The organism is Pseudomonas hefeiensis (assembly GCF_030687835.1).
Classification (GTDB): domain Bacteria; phylum Pseudomonadota; class Gammaproteobacteria; order Pseudomonadales; family Pseudomonadaceae; genus Aquipseudomonas; species Aquipseudomonas hefeiensis.
Genome location: NZ_CP117449.1, coordinates 522,743 through 542,328, shown reverse-complemented (window position 1 = coordinate 542,328; position 19,586 = coordinate 522,743). Strand labels below are relative to the sequence as shown.

The following is a 19,586-nucleotide window of genomic DNA, read 5'->3' as shown; positions in this document are numbered from 1 at the left end:
GGATTCACAAACTGGTTGAGCGGTTCGGCTGGCTTGCGGGAGCGGAGTCTGCATTTTTGTAGGTGACCCAGAATACCAAGGGGATCAGTCGCGCTTTGCAGGGGCAGGTACTGTGGCTATCCCAGGGTGCCGGCCATATGCCTGCCATGGCGGACCATGTGCCCAATACCGCCCCTGATCTGATAGGTTTTCCCGTTCTTTCCACACGAGACGCGGTCACCTTCGCGGGCGTGCTTTAGGCCCAACATATTGACCTTGCCATCGCCATCCAGCACTTTCCCGCCGCAAGTGGTCTTGTCACCTTGACTGATGAAGTAACCGACGTTCATTGGATGTTCTCCTTCATCTCATTCGAGTACAGGCGGTGAACATCCGCTAGTTTGAGGGCGGGCAAGCAATCTTCTGCCATCAGCACACCTTCACGCGCGATGAACAAAAAACGTCTCTGAAGCGTATTAATGCTCTCGTCGCCATTGCTCAGGCGGCTGGCGACCAGCGCGATGTTGCTATTGGCAACAGCAAGGGCATTAGGAGAGAACAGGAAATTTCGGAAAAGAAAATGCGCGCTTTCCTACAGTCGAGAGGAGTCTGACGCAGTCCTACCCTGTTTTATCCGCCGCTGCCCTGCTGATCACAATCGAAGCAGCGGCTTCGCCGTTTGTCGGAACTGTCATCTTCGACAGTATCGGTGGGACTCAGGATCCCCTCAGGCTCTAACCACCTGAAAAAACGCCTCTCCATTTTCAGATGTCTTACAAGTTAACGTCCGGTCAACCTGTTCGGCCTTATGAGCAGTACTTCGTATGCTTATAAATTAAATCCGGTTTCAAAAATGGATAAGAAACTGATGAATACAATAGCTTGGTCAGGCACCACAGCCGTGTCTTCTCAACGCCAAGCCACATCGTCCTCCGTGGAACACAGCAGCATTGTTGTTGATGGCGTGACATGTACACGTGCCTACGCCTACGTGAACGGCATTCGCCTTCACTATCTTATGAGCGGTAATGGCGAACGCCCGGTATTGCTGGTGCATGGGTTTCCGGGCAGCTGGCGCAGTTGGGAGGCATTGATGGGGCCATTGGTGCGTGCTGGTTTTACGCCGATCGTTCCTGATTATCGCGGTGCTGGTGAAACTGATATTTCAACAGGCGGCTATGACAAAAGAAGCATGGCGGATGATCTGCACGAACTGGTAACCCTCCTGAACATCAAGCAGGTCGATATTGTTGGCCACGACATGGGCTTGATCATTGCCTATGCCTACGCGGCACTTTATCCGAATGAAACCCAGCACATCATTTTGATGGATGGGTTTATTCCAGGCGTCCCTGGGTGGGAAACCGCTTATAACGGGAATCCTGCAGCCGGTATTGCAAGCAAATGGCATTTCCGCTTTTTTGGCAAGACAGCCATGAGCCTGATCCAAGGACAGGAAATGACCTATCTGGATATGTTTTTTGACGACTTTGTATTCGAGGGCAACAATAAAGTCAGTGATGAGGTGCGGGCGGCGCTGGTGAACGATTACTCCCGCCCTGGACGCATGGAAGCTGCATTCAAGCTTTATTCAGCCTGGATAGAAAATGATGCGAACGACAATCAGGAATTTTCCAAGAACACGTTGACTGCTCCGCTACTCACCATCGGCGGGGACCATTCAAGAGGAAAAACCCTGGCCGAACAGGCCACGCACATCACAACGCAACCTCACTCATTGATATTGAAAAATACCGGGCATTGGGTGCTGGAAGAGCAAACGCAGGCTACCCGTGAGGCTATCCTGGCTTTCTTGCACAATAGAAAATAATTCCAATGCGCTAAAAAGCCCTCGAGGCGAGGAATTTTTTAACAGAGGCGCGCCCACGAGCTTTCGTACACCGCTTCCCTTGCCTGGGTGCGGTATCTATCTACCACCCTACCGTCGCTTGCCTCCAATAGGTTGATCTTCCGAAAACGTCTCAGGAAGAGCACATGCAGGAAGACACCTCACCCATACCTTCTTTCAACACGCCGCAGGCCGACAGCGCCACTGACCTCAGTGCCTCACTGACAAGCCGGCTCACGACCTCGCAGCAACACATGATCGGCTTGAATAGCGCCATTCCATGTGGGCCTCAACGGCCACGAGGCGACATCTGGACTATTGGTTCAGAAGAACCTTCCCCGCCTTGGCGGGCAACATGGCCGTCGAAACGTTGTCGGTACGCACGCTGCAAGAGGAGGTCATCCCCCCATCTGAGCGCACTGCCAACGGATCAACGTCCCGGCGAACAGTGACGGACATTGTCTTCCTCGAGACCCTTTTCTGGCGCGCCGTTGCCGGTCAGATGAATACCCGTGAGTTTTTCCTCGATATCGACAACCTGGAGATTATCGTGACGAAAGACAACGCCCCCCAAGTACCCGCAGCCCTGAATAGCCGTGAGGCAAAGTATGAAATCAAGCGGCTGCTGAACACCACGCCCGCGTCTTATGAACGGCTGCTGACACGGGTGTTGGACGACTTCTGGAGCCGCCCGGCCGATTTCACCCAGGGCCGCAACGTCGGTGACTGGCTGGCGGAAGAACTCGGTACGCAATTTAAGGTACAAGCGGATCTTCATTTGCTGGATACAACGCTGAGCCAGGCAATGCACAAGGCAGTGACAGACCATCTGGCAGCGGAGCCCAACAGGTCCGGGGTTTTCAGCCTGAGCCTTACTCCAGAAGGCTGGGAGTTCAGTGTACCGGTGCCGGGTGCCGTCGTGCTGACACGGCCCGACAACGCCAGCCTCTCGGCGGATGCAGTGCTGTACCGTCCAGGTAATCCGCTGGAGGTGTACACCAGCCTCGCGGAACTGAAGACCAGCCTGAAGGACGACGATGACGCTGACAATGAATGGAACATCACCCCCATAGCCGAGCACTTTCTTGCTCGTTTAGTCAGCGATTTGCGGGTGTCGCAGAAAACAGCCGTGAGCCATACCTTGCTGAACGGCCCGGCTAACGAAGAGGAAATCGCCGTCTGGGTAAGCAGGCTGGATGCGGCGGCGGACATCAGCGATAAGCTGGACCTGGCGGGCGCCATGGATGAGCGCGAGCTGCGGCTGAACCTGAAAAAACTGAACGACTGGCTGCACGACCTCCCATACATCACCGGTGATGACCGCCTGGCATGGTGGAAGGCGGCGCAGGCTCTGCACAACAGCATGGTCGATACACCGCCCCCAGTGGATCCGGTGACACTGGCCACCGCGCAGGCGCTGCGGGAGCGGACCCGCCGACTGCTCGCCGGCTTCATCGGGGAGAAATACCCGCCGGCCGACCCTGAAGATGTGTGGCTGAATATCAGAAAAGAACTGACTGACCCGCATGCGCCAACGGGCGCGTCGCCGTTCGGGTCAGGGGTTTCGCAAGGCAGCGTGAGAGGCGTCATGGATGACCGTCGTTCCATGACCGAGTGGGCGATGTCCAACCTGACCCGGGACGAACGCAACGCCGCTCACCCTGCCGTCGTCGGGCCGCTGAGCTTTGCGCAGATTGCAGAAACCATCGAGCGGGCAGACATCGGCACCCGGCTTGCGGCCGATGTGCAGCTCGCCGCCCGGGAATCACAAACGCAATGGATGGCCCTGAAAGCGAAACAGATCCGGGTCCAGGCGTGGACCGCCCATATCTCGGGTGACCTGAGGCACGACAAGGACAATATCGGACTGAACCTGGTGCTGGCGGCGCTGGACAGTCCGACACCGGATCGGCGCGCCAAGGTCAGCGGGCACGAAGTGGTGGTCCGCCAACTGCAGTGGGGCAACAGCGTGCTGAAGTCGATACTGGCGTTTGGGGTGAAGACCGTGTCGAGCCGCCCGTCGTTGACGCTGTACACACCGGGGGCACCGGACGGCAAGGTGTTCAGGGACATGGATGCGGCCAGCGGCCGAACGTTGGAAACCACCCTGGCGCAGACACTCACTGCCACGCCGCAAATGACCCGCTGGCTCATTTCGCAACTGCCGCTGCTGGAGCAGGCCGTGCAGCTTGCCAGCATGGTGCCAGCCTCGGAAAAACTGACGTTCGAGCAGAAGATAAGAAAAGTCACACAGTCTGCCTTCGTCTGGGCGAGGGCCAGGGCACAGAACGATTTTGCGACGAAAATCGCCTCGCCCGTGGTTGAAGGGAACCTGCTCCAGGCATTGCATGAAACGCAAATAACTCACGCGATGAAAACCGCGGACATGTTGACGGTGACTAACGCCGAACGCGACAGCGCAGCCGCTCGGGAGGGGCGCAGAAACGGCGTCATGCTGTTGACCGGCGCGATGTCGATGGCGCCTGTGGGCCGGCTGGGCGGGATACTGGGACGCGCGATCCTGCCGACGATAGCCGCAGGGGCGGCGGTGACGGCAATCGATATCGAAGGCGGTCACGTCAGCCAGTGGATACGTGACTTTATCAGCGGACTAGGTGAGGTCATCGCCGAAGCCGGGCAGGACTTGATCATGGCTCGCGCAAGGCGTCATCAGGCACGCCCGACGCTCTCGTCCCTGCCCCGCATGCCGGATCCGGAGTTGGAGCCTTTTCACCTCAGAGGATTTGACAGCAAGGGGTTGATCGCCGAAGGCCGCAATCGGTACAGGGACACCAACGGACAGGGTTATCTGACGATAGGCAAGGATTACTACAAATCAGCAGTGCAGGGAGGCGAGCGGATTATCTACGCGCCTAACAACCGTACGAACCAGCGGACGGTGACCTGGAAAAACGGCAGATGGCAGGTTGAGGCGCGACACCGATTGCGGGGTGGCGGAGCTTTACAGAGCCTGATCGGTTGGTCTCCAGAAACCCCGCAACAGAAGAGATGCAACATATTGCTGGAAGGCGCTTTGGCAGACCAGCGCAGGCCCTCCGTCGAATTGGTCAACACCGTAAAGAACCTGATTGATTCAATGCCGGATGAACTGGTTGTACGAATACTTCATGAGAGCATGGCTGATGTAGGCCTGCGAGACTTAGACACTTATCGCGCACAAATAAGCTCCCTCTATCAAACGCACGTAGTTCCACATGCGAACTTGAGGCATAAAATCAATATATGGGTGCACGTCGACACTGCCACCAACGTCATCGAATCAAGGGCCGATGGCTTCAGCCTGACAGCCGCCCAACAAATACTGATATTTGACAAGATAGAAATACTTGGCGACAAGCTGTTCAATCATAAAGGTGAGTTCAATACAGCTATCACCCTATTGCCAGATAATGTTACCGGTGCGGTCTTTCTGGCGATCACCCCCGAGCGAGGAAAAAAAGCGAGACGCCGTCCGTAAAATTGCAGACGCCCACACCGAAATATTGGATATCGCACAAGCCAGACTCCTGGACGAACTGGAACCGCTATTCCCAGGGAGCGGCCCTGATGTAGAGGCCGCCAAGAGAAAATACATTAATTCACCCGAACCACCAAGATGAATACAGAATAAAATTCATCAATGCCTTCAGTACGGAAATGCGCCGTAGAAACAGACTCGGGCTACTGACCGAAATCAGGCGACATGAAATCCCTTACATCATCGCCAACAAAGGCAAGTCACAGCGCAGAATGATGGTTGTTACCGAGGAGGAAATTACAAAATTCACGACAAACTTGTCCCGCTATGAGGCGTTCGACATCGAGGTGGTGACGCAGGCCCGTGCAAACAGAGTGACGGGCACCCGGCCCCCAACCACGCCGCCAACTTCAGCTGTTCCTTCGCCTGCAACCGACAAATTTAAGGTCAATACCAGCCCAGTGGCTGACGCGCAGATGTCCTACGATAACTTCCCTGAAACAGCCAGAGCGAAAGTTGTGGAAATCATGGATGACATTCGTGCCGGCAGAGTGACAACAAAGCGAATCAATCAGCACTACTGGTACGACATGGCTCGACTGGTTCCGGGAGGTGGCAGAGGATTGTGGCGCGCCGCTTTCGAACGCCAGGGCGATGCATGGACACTCCAGGGTTTTTATAACTATCACGTAAACAAACCGGCAACCGTCTGGGGGGATTGAGCCCGCTCCCACAGGGGATTGGCGGCGGCCAGGGAATTGGAGCTCAACACTGATCAAAATGTGGGAGCGAGCCTGCTCGCGAAGGCGTCGGTACATCCAACATCTGTGCTTCTGATACACCGCTATCGCGAGCAAGCTCGCTTCCACAGGCATTTTTCCGCTTAACCCGCTACTCGGTATTTCCAGTCAGCAACGCCACAAACGCCTGCGCCATCGGCGAGTGCTGGTCCTTGCGTTGTACCAGCCACACCGCCGACACCGCCGCCGGATCAAGTAGCGGTCGATAGACCACCCCGTCGATACGTATACGCTGGTAGGACGCTGGCAATACCGAGACACCCAGCCCCGCCGCCACCAAACCGATGATGGTCATGGCTTCGCCGGCTTCCTGAGCGAAATGCGGGCTGAAGCCGGCGTCACGGGCCAGGTTCAGCAGTTGGGCGTAGAGGCCGCTGCCGTAGCTGCGGGGGAAAAACACGAACGGCTCCTGGGCCAAGGCCGAAAGAAACAGGCCTTCTTCGTTGCCCTGGGCCAGGGGATGTTTGGCGCTGAGCACGGCCACCAGCGGTTCGCGGCTGAGTTCGATTTCCGTCAAGGAGTCGGGCAACGGCAACGGTCGCATGATGCCCACCTCGATCACTTCGTCCACCAGCGCGTCGGCCACTTGGGTACTGCTCATTTCCCGCAGGTTCAGATGCACAGCCGGGAAGCGTTGGCGGAATGAAAAAATTGCCTGGGGGATGGTGGAGTTGAAAGGTGCCGAGGAGGTGAAGCCGATTTTCAGCTCGCCCAGTTCCCCCAGTTGGGCGCGCCGGGCGACGTCGGCGGCCTTGTCGACCTGGACCAATACCCGCCGCGCTTCTTCAAGGAACAACCGTCCGGCCTCGCTCAATTCGACCCGACGATTGGTGCGCTCGAACAGCCGTGCGCCAATCTCCTGCTCCAGCGCCTGGATCTGCTGGCTCAAGGGTGGCTGGGAGATGCCTAGGGCCAGCGCGGCACGGCCGAAATGCAGTTCTTCGGCAACCGCGATGAAGTAACGCAGGTGACGCAATTCCATGGGCAATCCAATAGGTCGCAAAACGTCTTAAACAGGTCGAACAATATATTGGATAGAATCATTAGCCGGCTATATGCTTTTTTCATTGCCTGCCTGGTCGTGCTCCTGCGAGGTCCACCGTGAAAACTGCTGTCGCTCCACTGGCCCATGAAATCCCGCCTCCCGCCGATAATGTTGCCGCCGAACGGAACGACATCTACATCGAAAAAGGCACCCCGCTGTTCATGCGTACGGTGATGGCGTTGTTCTGTGGCGGTTTCGCGACCTTCGCCCTGTTGTATTGCGTGCAGCCTATGATGCCGCTGCTGTCCGAAGAGTTTTCCATCAACGCCGCGCAGAGCAGCCTGATCTTGTCGGTGGCAACCGGCCTGCTCGCCATCGGCTTGCTGATCACAGGCCCGATTTCTGATCGCATCGGCCGCAAGTCGTTGATGGTCGCGGCGCTGTTTGCCGCGGCGCTGTGCACCATTGCCAGTGCGCTGATGCCAACCTGGCAAGGTGTACTGGTGCTGCGCGCCTTGGTCGGGCTGTCGTTGAGCGGCGTGGCGGCGGTCGCGATGACCTACCTGGGTGAAGAAATCCATCCCAGGCACATCGGCCTGGCGATGGGTTTGTACATTGCCGGCAATGCCATCGGCGGTATGAGCGGCCGTTTGATCGCCGGGGTGTTGATTGATTTCGTGAGCTGGCACACCGCGATGCTGGTGATCGGTGGCCTGGCGCTGATCGCGGCGGCGGTGTTCTGGAGGATTCTTCCCGAGTCACGCAATTTCCGTCCTCGCTCACTGCACCCGCGCAGCCTGCTGAACGGTTTCACCATGCACTTTCGCGACGCCGGGTTGCCGCTGCTGTTTCTTGAAGCCTTCGTATTGATGGGCGCGTTCGTGACGCTGTTCAACTACATCGGCTACCGCTTGCTGGCTGCGCCTTATCATTTGGATCAGGCCTCTGTCGGGTTGTTGGCGGTGGTGTACCTGTCGGGCATCTACAGCTCGGCCAAGGTCGGCGCATTGGCGGACAAACTCGGCCGACGCAAAATGCTCTGGGCAACCATCGCGCTGATGCTGGCCGGCCTCGTGCTGACCATGGCCACCCCGCTGTGGCTGGTAGTCCTGGGCATGCTGGTGTTCACCTTCGGTTTCTTCGGCGCCCACTCGGTCGCCAGCAGTTGGATCGGCCGCCGCGCCCTCAAGGCCAAGGGCCAGGCTTCGTCACTTTATCTGTTCAGCTATTACGCCGGCTCCAGCGTGGCGGGGACGGCCGGCGGCGTGGCCTGGCACCTGGGTGGGTGGAACGGTGTCGGCTTGTTTATCGGTGGTTTGTTGGTGGTCGCGTTGGGGGTGGCGGTGAAACTGGCGAAATTGCCGTTGTTACCGGGCAATGTGCAGGTTTAGCGATCGCGCCATCGGGAAAAAGCCTTTGAAAGTTTCACCCGTGCTTGGTGGTTCGTATTGCGGTTATTAAACAACGAGCACAGGCCTCTGAAGAGGCTGCGTTTTTTCCACACTGGATCGATAAATAACAGGCAATAAAAAGCCTGTCCGACGCGAGTCCGGACAGGCTGGGCAATCAGGTGCGATTATCAGTGATATTGCGCCGACAACTCATGGACAGCCCGCAGGAAAGCACCGGCGTGTTCCGGGTCGACTTCGGGAGTGATGCCATGGCCGAGGTTGAACACATGACCGCTGCCCTTGCCATAACTGGCGAGGATGCGCCCGACTTCGGTACGGATGGCTTCGGGTTTGGCGTAAAGCACCGTCGGATCCATGTTGCCTTGCAGAGCGACTTTGCTGCCGACACGCGCGCGGGCGTTGCCAATGTCGCAGGTCCAGTCCAGGCCCAGGGCGTCGGCACCGGCATCGGCAATGCTTTCCAGCCACAGACCGCCGTTCTTGGTGAACAGGATCACCGGTACTTTGCGACCTTCATGTTCGCGGATCAGGCCGCTGACGATCTTGCGCATGTAAGCCAGGGAAAACTCCTGGTACGCCGCCGCCGAGAGGTTGCCGCCCCATGTGTCGAAAATCTGTACCGCTTGCGCACCGGCCAGGATCTGCCCGTTGAGGTAAGACGTCACCGACTGGGCCAGCTTGTCCAGCAGCAGGTGCATGGCTTGCGGGTTGTCGTAGAGCATCGCCTTGGTCTTGCGGAAGTCTTTCGACGAGCCGCCTTCGACCATGTAGGTGGCCAGGGTCCAGGGGCTACCGGAGAAGCCGATCAGCGGCACGCGACCGTTGAGTTCTCGACGGATGGTGCTGACCGCGTCCATGACATAGCCCAGGTCCTTCTGCGGATCGGGAATCGGCAGGGCTTCGATGTCGGCCAGGGTGCTGACGACTTTCTTGAAGCGTGGGCCTTCGCCCGTCTCGAAATACAGACCCTGGCCCATGGCGTCGGGAATGGTGAGGATGTCGGAAAACAGAATCGCCGCGTCCAGCTGCGGGTAGCGATCCAGCGGCTGCATCGTGACTTCGCAGGCGAACTGGGGATTCATGCACAGGCTCATGAAGTCGCCGGCCTTGGCCCGACTGGCGCGGTATTCCGGCAGGTAGCGGCCGGCCTGACGCATCATCCACACTGGGGTGACGTCTACGGGTTGCTTGAGCAGGGCACGGAGGAAACGGTCGTTCTTCAGGGCAGTCATGTCGGCATCCGGAAAAAAAGTGCGGGCATTTTCTCAGAGCGCGACGCAAAAGGCACGGCAAGAGCCGTGCCTTTTATCTATCGGGGCAATTTGTCGCGGGGCAAAGCAGTGTTCGCAACACCACGAAAACAACTGTGAGGACAGTTTCTTGTGGGAGCAAGACTTGCCCGCGATGAAAACACCTCGGTCTCTTGGGGACCGAGGCGCCTGGATCGCGAGCAAGCTTTGCTCCCACAGAGCTCGCCCCATAGGTTTTTTGTGTGGCCTGATCAGACCTCCAGGTAATCCAGAATGCCTTCAGCGGCATTGCGGCCTTCGAAGATGGCCGTCACCACCAGGTCCGAACCACGGACCATGTCGCCGCCGGCGAAGATCTTCGGGTTGCTGGTCTGGTGTTTGTACTGGCCCTGTTCGGGGGCCACGACGCGGCCCTGGCTGTCGGTCTGGATGCTGAACTGTTCGAACCACGGCGCCGGACTTGGGCGGAAGCCGAAGGCGATGACCACGGCATCGGCCGGGATGATCTCTTCAGAACCCGGGATCGGCTCGGGGCTGCGACGACCGCGGGCATCCGGCTCACCGAGACGGGTCTCGACCACCTTCACGCCTTCGACCTTGTCCTCACCAACAATGGCGATGGGCTGACGGTTGTAGAGGAACTTCACGCCCTCTTCCTTGGCGTTCTTCACTTCTTTGCGTGAGCCGGGCATGTTGGCTTCGTCACGACGATAGGCGCAGGTCACCGACTTGGCGCCCTGGCGAATCGAAGTGCGGTTGCAGTCCATCGCCGTGTCACCGCCGCCCAGCACCACGACCTTCTTGCCTTTCATGTCGACGAAATCTTCCGGCGACTTTTCAAAGCCCAGGTTGCGGTTGACGTTGGCGATCAGGAAGTCCAGCGCGTCGTAGACGCCCGGCAGGTCCTCACCGGCAAAGCCGCCCTTCATGTAGGTGTAGGTGCCCATGCCCATGAATACTGCATCGTACTCTTCGAGCAGTTGCTCCATGGTCACGTCCGTGCCCACTTCGGTGTTCAGGCGAAACTCGATGCCCATGCCGGTGAAGACTTCGCGACGATTGCTCAGCACGGTCTTTTCCAGCTTGAACTCAGGGATGCCGAAGGTCAGCAGGCCGCCGATTTCCGGGTTCTTGTCGAACACCACCGGGGTCACGCCACCGCGCACCAGCACGTCGGCGCAGCCCAGGCCCGCCGGACCCGCACCGATGATGGCGACACGCTTGCCGGTCGGCTTGACCTTGGACATGTCCGGGCGCCAGCCCATGGCGAACGCGGTGTCGGTGATGTATTTCTCCACCGAACCGATGGTCACCGCACCAAAACCGTCGTTGAGGGTGCATGCACCTTCACACAGGCGATCCTGCGGGCACACCCGGCCGCAGACTTCCGGCAGGGTGTTGGTCTGGTGGGACAACTCGGCGGCCTGGAGGATGTTGCCCTCGGCCACCAGCTTCAGCCAGTTGGGAATGAAGTTGTGCACCGGGCACTTCCATTCGCAGTACGGGTTACCGCAGCCCAGGCAGCGGTGGGCCTGGTCGGCCGACTGCTGGGGTTTGAAAGGCTCGTAGATTTCCACGAACTCTTTCTTGCGTTGACGCAACAGTTTCTTCTTCGGATCCTTGCGCCCGACATCGATGAACTGGAAGTCATTACTCAGACGTTCAGCCATTGTTAAAACCTCATCAAACTCTTCAGGCGCATATCACTGCGGGTTGGCACGGGTGCTGGAAAGCAACGACTTCAGGTTGGCAGCCTTGGGCTTGACCAGCCAGAAACGGCGCAGATAGTCATCGAGGTTTTCGGCGAGTTCACGACCCCACTCGCTGTCGGTTTCCTCGACGTATTCGTCCAGCACGCGCTGCAGGTGACTGCGGTAGGCTTCCATCGCCTCGCCGCTGATCCGCTGGATTTCCACCAGTTCGTGATTGACTCGGTCAACGAAGGTGTTGTCCTGGTCGAGCACGTAGGCGAAACCGCCGGTCATCCCAGAGCCGAAGTTGTAACCGGTCTTGCCCAAGACACAGACGAAACCACCGGTCATGTACTCGCAGCAATGATCACCGGTGCCCTCCACCACAGTGTGGGCCCCGGAGTTACGCACGGCGAAACGCTCGCCCGCAGTGCCAGCGGCGAACAGCTTACCGCCGGTGGCGCCGTACAGGCAGGTGTTGCCGATGATGGCACTGTCCTGAGTCTTGTAGACACTGGCCTTGGGCGGAACGATGACCAGTTTGCCGCCGGTCATGCCCTTACCCACGTAGTCGTTGGCATCGCCTTCCAGGTACATATCCAGGCCACCGGCGTTCCAGACGCCGAAGCTCTGGCCTGCGGTGCCCTTGAAACGGAAGGTGACCGGCGCCTTGGCCATGCCCTGGTTGCCGTGCTTGCGAGCGATTTCGCCGGAGATCCGCGCGCCGATGGAACGGTCGCAGTTGCAGATATCCAGGTCGAACTCGGCACCACTGAGGTCGTTGATCGCCGAAGCGGCCATGACGACCATCTTCTCGGCCAGCTCGCCCTTGTCGAACGGCGGGTTGCGATCAACCTGGCAGAACTGTGGTTTGTCCGCCGGGATGAGATCGCTGCCCAGCAACGGCGTCAGGTCCAGGTGATGCTGCTTGGCGGTCTGGCCCTCGAGCACTTCCAGCAGGTCGGTACGACCGATCAGCTCTTCGAGCGAACGCACGCCCAGCTTCGCCAGCCACTCGCGGGTTTCCTCGGCCACGTAGGTGAAGAAGTTCACCACCATGTCGACGGTACCGATGTAGTGGTCCTTGCGCAGCTTTTCGTTCTGGGTCGCCACGCCGGTGGCACAGTTGTTCAGGTGGCAGATACGCAGGTATTTGCAACCCAGGGCGATCATCGGCGCGGTGCCGAAGCCGAAGCTCTCGGCGCCGAGGATGGCCGCCTTGATCACGTCCAGGCCGGTTTTCAGGCCGCCATCGGTCTGCACCCGGACCTTGCCGCGCAAGTCGTTGCCACGCAGGGTCTGGTGAGTTTCGGCCAGGCCCAGTTCCCACGGGGCGCCGGCGTATTTGATCGAGGTCAGCGGCGATGCGCCAGTGCCGCCGTCATAGCCGGAGATGGTGATCAGGTCGGCATAGGCCTTGGCCACACCGGCGGCGATGGTGCCAACGCCGGCTTCTGCCACCAGTTTCACCGAGACCAGCGCCTTCGGGTTCACCTGCTTGAGGTCGAAGATCAGTTGCGACAAGTCTTCGATCGAATAGATGTCGTGATGCGGCGGCGGCGAGATCAGGGTCACGCCGGGTACCGCGTAACGCAGTTTGGCGATCAGACCGTTGACCTTGCCGCCGGGCAGCTGGCCGCCTTCGCCGGGCTTGGCACCCTGGGCAACCTTGATCTGCAGCACTTCAGCGTTGACCAGGTACTCCGGCGTCACACCAAAGCGGCCGGTGGCAACCTGCTTGATCTTCGAACTCTTGATGGTGCCGTAGCGCGCCGGGTCTTCACCACCTTCGCCGGAGTTGGAACGCGCGCCAAGGCGGTTCATGGCTTCGGCCAGGGCTTCATGAGCTTCCGGGGACAAGGCACCCAAGGAAATACCGGCGGAATCGAAGCGCTTGAGCACCGATTCGAGCGGCTCGATTTCACTGATGTCCAGTGGCGTATCCAGGGTCTTGACCTTGAGCAGGTCGCGAATCATCGACACCGGACGATTGTCCACCAGCGAGGTGTATTCCTTGAACTTGCCGTAGTCGCCCTGCTGCACGGCGGCTTGCAAGGTGTTGACCACGTCCGGATTGTAGGCGTGATATTCGCCACCGTGGACGAACTTCAGCAGGCCGCCTTGCTGGATCGGCTTACGCGGGCTCCAGGCTTCGGCCGCCAGGGCTTTCTGTTCGGCTTCGATGTCGACGAAACGTGCACCCTTGATGCGGCTTGGCACGCCACGGAAGCTCAGTTCGCAGACTTCTTCGGACAGGCCGATGGCCTCGAACAATTGCGCACCGCGGTACGAAGCGATGGTCGAAATGCCCATCTTCGACAGAATCTTGAGCAGGCCCTTGGTGATGCCTTTGCGGTAGTTCTTGAACACCTCATAGAGGTCGCCCAGCACTTCACCGGTACGGATCAGGTCACCCAGCACTTCATAGGCCAGGAATGGATACACCGCCGAAGCACCGAAACCGATCAGCACCGCAAAGTGATGCGGATCGCGAGCGGTGGCGGTTTCCACCAGGATGTTGGAATCGCAGCGCAGGCCTTTTTCGGTCAGGCGATGGTGCACCGCACCAGTGGCCAGCGAGGCGTGGATCGGCAGCTTGCCCGGGGCGATGTGACGGTCGGTCAGCACGATCTGGGTGCGACCGGCGCGCGCGGCTTCTTCAGCCTGGTCGGCAACGTTGCGGATCGCCGCTTCGAGGCCGACGCTTTCGTCGTAGTTCAGGTCGATGACCTGGCGCGCAAAGCCCGGACGGTCGAGGTTGGTCAGCGAGCGCCACTTGGCCGGGGAAATGACCGGCGAGCTGAGGATCACACGCGAGGCATGTTCCGGCGACTCCTGGAAGATGTTGCGCTCGGCACCGAGGCAGATTTCCAAGGACATCACGATCGCTTCGCGCAGCGGGTCGATCGGCGGGTTGGTCACCTGGGCGAACTGCTGGCGGAAATAATCGTATGGCGTGCGCACGCGCTGCGAAAGCACGGCCATCGGCGTGTCGTCGCCCATGGAGCCGACCGCTTCGTAGCCCTGCTCACCCAGCGGACGCAGCACCTGGTCACGCTCTTCGAACGTCACCTGATACATCTTCATGTACTGCTTGAGTTGATCGACGTCGTAGAAAGCCGAACCGTGATCGTTGTCCTCCATGGTCGCCTGGATGCGCAGGGCGTTCTTGCGCAGCCATTGCTTGTACGGATGACGGGACTTGAGACGGTTGTCGATGGCGTCGGTGTCGAGGATCTGCCCGGTTTCAGTGTCCACGGCAAAAATCTGGCCCGGGCCCACGCGGCCCTTGGCGATGACGTCTTCGGGCTGGTAGTTCCAGACACCGATTTCCGAAGCCAGGGTGATGAAACCGTTGGTGGTGGTCACCCAGCGCGCCGGACGCAGACCGTTACGGTCCAGCAGGCACACGGCATAACGACCGTCGGTCATGACGATACCGGCCGGGCCGTCCCACGGTTCCATGTGCATGGAGTTGTATTCGTAGAACGCACGCAGGTCCGGGTCCATGGTCTCGACGTTCTGCCAGGCCGGCGGCACCAGCATGCGCACGCCACGGAACAGGTCGATGCCGCCGGTGACCATCAGCTCCAGCATGTTGTCCATGCTCGAGGAGTCCGAACCCACGCGGTTGACCAGCGGGCCGAGTTCTTCGAGATCCGGCATCAGGTCGTTGGCGAACTTGGTCCGACGGGCCACGGCCCAGTTACGGTTGCCGGTGATGGTGTTGATCTCGCCGTTGTGGGCGAGGAAGCGGAATGGCTGGGCCAGCGGCCATTTCGGCAGGGTGTTGGTGGAGAAGCGCTGGTGGAACACGCAGATCGCAGTTTTCAGGCGCTCGTCGCTCAGGTCCGGATAGAAGGCGGTGAGGTCCGCCGGCATCATCAGGCCTTTATAGATGATGGTTTTGTGGGAAAAACTGCAGATGTAGTGATCGGTGTCGGCCGCGTTGGCCACGGACGAACGACGGCGGGAGCTGAACAGCTTGATCGACATGTCCTGGTCGCTCAGGCCTTCGCCCGCGATGAACACTTGCTCGATCTGCGGCAGACGCTCAAGGGCCAGGCGCCCCAGAACGCTGGTGTTGATCGGCACCTTGCGCCAGCCGACCAATTGCAGGCCGGCGGCCAGGATCTCGCGATTCATGTTTTCGCGAGCCGCCTGGGCCTTCACCGGGTCCTGATTGAAGAACACCATGCCCACCGCGTACTGCTTGGGCAGGGTCACGCCAAACGTTTCCTGGGCAACGGCACGCAGGAACTCGTCAGGCTTTTGAATCAGCAAGCCACAACCGTCACCGGTCTTGCCGTCGGCGTTGATCCCACCACGGTGGGTCATGCAGGTCAGGGCCTCGATGGCCGTTTGTAAAAGGGTATGGCTGGGCTCGCCCTGCATATGAGCAATCAGGCCGAAACCGCAGTTATCCTTGAATTCATCTGGTTGGTACAGACCTGCTTTCATAGACACTTTCTCACCAGGCTGCCTCTTATCGAGGCAAATTTCTTTTCAATTCAGCCAGTTGCGTGCCGCGCTGAACGTACGCCAGCTTTGCGGGGGCAAAAGGGAGGTCATTGTACACACCGACACAAGGGCTCACAAATTTGACGACGAAACGTCGCAAATCCATGTCGCATTTGTGAAAGGTTTAAAGCCATACGCTGTGCTAGTCAAAACTTTTTTGGGTTCGACCGCTGCGACTCAAACGCTACTGTGACGCAGACACCACAAGGCGCGCGACCTGAAAGGTCGCTCGCCCTTGCGGAAATTTTGAGGTGCCGGGAGAGGCGACCTGGGTAAGGCCGCCGAATCTTCAGCGAGTTGCTGCCAGTTCCTGTTGGACGCTGGCGACAGTGCGAGGCCAAGGTTTACCAGCCTGAACCTTCGCTGGCAAGGCTTTGATGGCGGAAACGGCTGCATCACGGTTGGCGAAATTGCCGTAGGTGATGACATAAAGCGGTTTGCCGTTAAGCATTTTCTTGAAATAACGGTACTCGCCGCCCTGCTCCTTGACGAATTTTTGCGCAGACGCTTCGGAGCTGGTGCCGAGGATCTGTACCACGTAGCTGCCTGGAGCCTGACCGGCATACCAGCTACCGCCCGCGGCCTGGGTGGCCGGTTTGGCGGCCGGGGCTGGAGCAGGTTTGGCGGTGGCCACCTGTGCGGGGGCCGGTGCTGGCTTGGCGGCCGGAGCGGGCGCCGGGGTCGGCGTGGGTGACGGACCGGCCGGCACTCCCGTCGGTGGCGCGGTGGTGGTCACGGTTGGCGGCGTATCGCTGGTGTCATCGATCGGTGGTGCCGTACCGTCGTCGCCTTCGGTGATGCCGCCGGCGGCCTCAGCCAGGGGACTGCGCATGACCGGTTGCGACTGCCCGACCAGCGGCAGCGGCATCGGCTGGGTGTTACCGGCAAATTCCACCTCGGGAGCAGCGCCATTGGCTGGCGCTGCATCCTGGCCCAGGGGCAATTGGGCCTGTTCGTTGGCCGGCGCTCCCGTGGTCGGCGCCTTGCTGCGACCCGGCATCAGCCAGGCGGCGGCGATCGCGACCACGACAACGGCGGAAATCGCCAATACGTGTTTCTTCGGCATGTTGAACCCCATACTTGGACGCTTAACCGCTGAGCGGCTGGCAATCATGACTTCAATGAGCGCATCACGGGCCACCTGGTTAATATTTCCAGGCCAGCCGTCGGAGCTTTCGTGAATCTCAGAGATCTGATCCGCAGTGAAAAGTTCGATACCCCGACCGGCGCCTTCAAGGCGTTGGGCCAGATATTCACGGGTTTCTTCTTCGGTGTAGGGCGCCAGCTCAATGACGTGAAAGCGCTCTTGCTCAAGATTCAGTTGCTCCAGATCGGCGATCAGCGACGACTCGCCAAACAGGAAAACGTGGGGACGGCCTTCCGGCGCACCGGCAGCCAGGGCCAGCAAGGCTTCGAGGGCCGACTCGTCGAGTTGCTCGGCGTCGTCCACCAACAGGTAGACTTCCTGCCCGGTCAGTGCCAGTTGCACGATCTGATCCAGAATCGCACCGACTTCAGCCTGGGCGACATTCAGCGCCTGGGCCACCTGACGCAACACACCGGCCGCGTCACCGGCGCCGCGGGCCGATACCACCACGCTTTGCACCGACTGTTTGTTGGTGCTGGCCACCAGGGCCTGGCGCAGCAAGGTCTTGCCGCTGCCTTGAGGACCAGTGACCACCAGCAACAACTGGCTGTAACGCGCCAGGTGATGTAACTGGCCCAGGACCGGCTTGCGCTGGGCGGGGAAAAACTTGAAGCCTGGAACCCGTGGCGCGAAAGGGTCATGACTCAACTGGAAATGGCCGAGGAAAGCCTCGTCGGCATGCAAACTAGTCATCGGAATCTTATTAACCTTTAAGCTGAGCCAGGGCGCGATAATCCGCTCCCAGCGTGGCCTGTAGAACCTCTTTCGGATAATCGTCGGTCACCACAGCTTCGCCCATGCGGCGCAGCAGCACCAGACGCAGGCGACCGTCGATCACTTTTTTGTCGATTGCCATGTGTTCGAGAAAATCGGCTTCGCTCATTTCTTCGGGCGGGATTACCGGCAACCCGGCGCGCTGGAACAGAGCAATACCGCGATCGCGTTCCTGTTCACTGATCCAGCCCAAACGCGCGGACATCTCCAGGGCCATGACCGTACCCGCCGCAACCGCTTCGCCATGGAGCCAGACACCATAGCCCATGTGGGTTTCGATGGCGTGGCCAAAGGTGTGGCCAAGGTTGAGCGTGGCGCGCACGCCCGACTCGCGCTCATCGGCACCGACCACCGCAGCCTTGGCCGCACAGGAACGCTCGATGGCGTAGGTCAGGGCGACCTGATCCAGCGCACGCAGGCGGTCGACATTTTCTTCCAGCCAACCCAGGAACGGTTCGTCGCAGATCAGCCCGTACTTGATGACTTCCGCCAGCCCCGCAGACAGCTCACGGGCGGGCAATGTATTGAGGGTTGCGGTGTCGATCAGCACCACGTTGGGCTGGTAGAAAGCACCCACCATGTTTTTGCCCAGCGGATGGTTGATCCCGGTCTTGCCGCCCACCGACGAGTCCACCTGCGACAACAGGGTGGTGGGGATCTGGATGAAATCAACACCGCGCTGATAACAAGCGGCGGCGAAACCGGCCATGTCGCCGATCACGCCACCACCCAGGGCCACCACCGTGGTGCGGCGGTCATGCCGCGCGGTCAACAGGCCATCGAAAATAAGCTGCAGGGTTTCCCAATTCTTGAAGGCTTCGCCGTCGGGCAGCACCACGGAAATGACCGAGAAAGCCGACAGGCTGCGGGTCAGACGCTCCAGATACAAAGGTGCGACGGTTTCGTTGGAGATAATCGCCACTTGCCGTCCGGCGATATGCGGCGCCAGCAAGTCGGGCCGGTCCAGCAAACCTTCGCCAATGTGAATCGGGTAGCTGCGCTCGCCCAGGTCGACCTTAAGTGTCTGCATGTGTCCCCACAGTGAAGATGGAATCAGGCGTCCTGCCTGCAATTAACGAAAGTCCACGGTGCCTGTTGCGATGTCAATCGGTGGCTATCGGCCACGTCCCGGCGGGCCACGACGGGACGCCGAGGATAACGCATTTCCCGCGACGCATTAACGGGGCGGCAGTTGCTGCAGGCGATCAAGAATGTCCAGCACCACCATTCGCGGCGGCCGCTCGTCGGTTTCCACCACCAGATCAGCGATCTCCCGGTAGAGCGGATCACGCAGCTCCAGCAGGTCGCGCAAGGTCTTGGCCGGGTCGGCGGTGCGCAACAGCGGACGGTTACGATCCCGAGCGGTGCGACCGACTTGCTGTTCGACAGAAGCGTGCAGATAAACCACTCGTCCGCCGGCATGCAATGCCCGACGATTGGCCTCGCGCATCACCGCGCCGCCACCGGTGGCCAGCACCACACCGTCGAACGCGCACAGTTCGGCGATCATCGCCTGCTCGCGGTCACGAAAGCCGGGCTCGCCTTCCTTATCGAAGATCCATGGGATATTGGCGCCCGTGCGCAATTCAATTTCCTTGTCGGAATCTTTGAATGGCAGGCGCAGCTCTTTGGCCAGCAAACGGCCGATGGTGCTTTTTCCAGCGCCCATCGGCCCAACAAGAATCAAATTTCGCACAGAA

General features: G+C 59.5%; 12 protein-coding genes. 4 read left to right on the top strand and 8 right to left on the bottom strand.

Annotated features, from left to right (window positions below):
* Positions 1-116: 116 nt before the first annotated feature.
* Positions 117-329 carry a PAAR domain-containing protein gene (locus PSH57_RS02320; protein WP_305387570.1) on the bottom strand — a complete coding sequence of 71 codons (213 nt, stop codon included), beginning with the start codon at positions 327-329 and terminating at the stop codon, positions 117-119.
* A 503-nt stretch (positions 330-832) separates the two neighbouring features.
* On the opposite strand from PSH57_RS02320, the gene PSH57_RS02315 reads away from it, so the two are divergent.
* The 3 genes from PSH57_RS02315 to PSH57_RS02305 all read left to right on the top strand — a co-directional run bounded on the left by PSH57_RS02315 (position 833) and on the right by PSH57_RS02305 (position 6,028).
* Positions 833-1,810 (top strand): alpha/beta fold hydrolase, encoded by a 978-nt coding sequence (locus PSH57_RS02315; protein WP_305387569.1) that lies wholly within the window; start codon positions 833-835, stop codon positions 1,808-1,810.
* A gap of 373 nt (positions 1,811-2,183) precedes the next feature.
* Positions 2,184-5,306, top strand: a complete 3,123-nt coding sequence (locus PSH57_RS02310) for a dermonecrotic toxin domain-containing protein (RefSeq protein WP_305444822.1) — start codon at positions 2,184-2,186, stop codon at positions 5,304-5,306.
* Positions 5,307-5,485: 179 nt separating this feature from the next.
* Positions 5,486-6,028 (top strand): hypothetical protein, encoded by a 543-nt coding sequence (locus tag PSH57_RS02305; protein WP_305444820.1) that lies wholly within the window; start codon positions 5,486-5,488, stop codon positions 6,026-6,028.
* Between the two features lie 169 nt (positions 6,029-6,197).
* Here the strand turns inward: PSH57_RS02305 and PSH57_RS02300 are convergent, their stop codons facing one another.
* Positions 6,198-7,088 (bottom strand): LysR family transcriptional regulator, encoded by an 891-nt coding sequence (locus PSH57_RS02300; RefSeq protein ID WP_305387565.1) that lies wholly within the window; start codon positions 7,086-7,088, stop codon positions 6,198-6,200.
* A 140-nt stretch (positions 7,089-7,228) separates the two neighbouring features.
* On the opposite strand from PSH57_RS02300, the gene PSH57_RS02295 reads away from it, so the two are divergent.
* Positions 7,229-8,482 carry an MFS transporter gene (locus PSH57_RS02295; protein WP_422766087.1) on the top strand — a complete coding sequence of 418 codons (1,254 nt, stop codon included), beginning with the start codon at positions 7,229-7,231 and terminating at the stop codon, positions 8,480-8,482.
* A gap of 188 nt (positions 8,483-8,670) precedes the next feature.
* On the opposite strand, the gene hemE is transcribed toward PSH57_RS02295, so the two are convergent.
* The 6 genes from hemE to aroK form a co-directional block, all read right to left on the bottom strand.
* Positions 8,671-9,735: a uroporphyrinogen decarboxylase gene (gene hemE / locus PSH57_RS02290; protein ID WP_305387563.1), complete on the bottom strand. Its 1,065-nt coding sequence runs from the start codon at positions 9,733-9,735 to the stop codon at positions 8,671-8,673.
* Positions 9,736-10,004: 269 nt separating this feature from the next.
* The gene (locus PSH57_RS02285; RefSeq protein ID WP_305387562.1) at positions 10,005-11,423 is read right to left on the bottom strand and encodes an FAD-dependent oxidoreductase; all 1,419 of its coding nucleotides are present in this window, start codon (positions 11,421-11,423) and stop codon (positions 10,005-10,007) included.
* Between the two features lie 33 nt (positions 11,424-11,456).
* Complete coding sequence (gene gltB, locus PSH57_RS02280) at positions 11,457-15,905, bottom strand: glutamate synthase large subunit (protein WP_305387561.1); 4,449 nt, start codon at positions 15,903-15,905, stop codon at positions 11,457-11,459.
* A gap of 349 nt (positions 15,906-16,254) precedes the next feature.
* Positions 16,255-17,805 carry an AAA family ATPase gene (locus PSH57_RS02275; protein WP_305387560.1) on the bottom strand — a complete coding sequence of 517 codons (1,551 nt, stop codon included), beginning with the start codon at positions 17,803-17,805 and terminating at the stop codon, positions 16,255-16,257.
* 10 nt (positions 17,806-17,815) lie between these two features.
* Entirely contained in the window at positions 17,816-18,916 is a 1,101-nt protein-coding gene (aroB, locus tag PSH57_RS02270) for a 3-dehydroquinate synthase (RefSeq protein WP_305387558.1), read from the bottom strand.
* A 147-nt stretch (positions 18,917-19,063) separates the two neighbouring features.
* Positions 19,064-19,582 carry a shikimate kinase AroK gene (gene aroK, locus PSH57_RS02265; RefSeq protein ID WP_003196983.1) on the bottom strand — a complete coding sequence of 173 codons (519 nt, stop codon included), beginning with the start codon at positions 19,580-19,582 and terminating at the stop codon, positions 19,064-19,066.
* Between the last annotated feature and the right edge of the window lie 4 nt (positions 19,583-19,586).

Coding starts and splice junctions, on each gene's coding strand:
- PSH57_RS02310 (WP_305444822.1), top strand. CDS start 2,184: ATGGCCGTCGAAACGTTGTCGGTACGCACGCTGCAAGAGGAGGTCATC.
- PSH57_RS02320 (WP_305387570.1), bottom strand. CDS start 329: ATGAACGTCGGTTACTTCATCAGTCAAGGTGACAAGACCACTTGCGGC.
- gltB (WP_305387561.1), bottom strand. CDS start 15,905: ATGAAAGCAGGTCTGTACCAACCAGATGAATTCAAGGATAACTGCGGT.
- PSH57_RS02300 (WP_305387565.1), bottom strand. CDS start 7,088: ATGGAATTGCGTCACCTGCGTTACTTCATCGCGGTTGCCGAAGAACTG.
- aroB (WP_305387558.1), bottom strand. CDS start 18,916: ATGCAGACACTTAAGGTCGACCTGGGCGAGCGCAGCTACCCGATTCAC.
- PSH57_RS02275 (WP_305387560.1), bottom strand. CDS start 17,805: ATGACTAGTTTGCATGCCGACGAGGCTTTCCTCGGCCATTTCCAGTTG.
- PSH57_RS02305 (WP_305444820.1), top strand. CDS start 5,486: ATGCGCCGTAGAAACAGACTCGGGCTACTGACCGAAATCAGGCGACAT.
- PSH57_RS02285 (WP_305387562.1), bottom strand. CDS start 11,423: ATGGCTGAACGTCTGAGTAATGACTTCCAGTTCATCGATGTCGGGCGC.
- hemE (WP_305387563.1), bottom strand. CDS start 9,735: ATGACTGCCCTGAAGAACGACCGTTTCCTCCGTGCCCTGCTCAAGCAA.
- PSH57_RS02315 (WP_305387569.1), top strand. CDS start 833: ATGGATAAGAAACTGATGAATACAATAGCTTGGTCAGGCACCACAGCC.